This is a genomic window from Bradyrhizobium sp. Kon56 (assembly GCF_055807635.1).
In genome coordinates this window covers 1-323 of record NZ_JBVVOU010000270.1, presented here as the reverse complement: position 1 = coordinate 323, position 323 = coordinate 1, and the positions used below count along the sequence as shown (strand labels likewise).

General features: G+C 61.6%; 1 protein-coding gene. It reads left to right on the top strand.

Features of this window, described 5'->3' with window-relative positions; genetic code table 11:
• On the top strand, positions 1-323 hold a 323-nt coding region (locus tag AC0L3B_RS38935; RefSeq protein ID WP_473383008.1), incomplete at both ends, for an AAA-type ATPase lid domain-containing protein.

Below are 323 nucleotides of genomic sequence, written 5' to 3'. Positions count from 1 at the left end.
GACCTGTACTACCGCCTCAATGTGGTCACCCTTGAACTACCGCCCCTGCGCGAACGCCGTGAAGATATCCTGCAGTTGTTCGAGCACTTCCTACAGCAATCCTCGCTGCGTTTTGATCGCACCACGCCGGAGCTGGACAACCAGACCCTGTCGAGCCTGATGAGCCACGACTGGCCGGGCAATGTGCGCGAACTGCGCAACGTCGCCGAACGCTTCGCACTGGGCCTGCCCGCCTTCAAGAAAACCGGCACGGGCGGCAGCAACCATGGCCTGGCCTTTACCGAGGCGGTAGAAGCCTTCGAGCGCAACCTGCTCGTAGATGC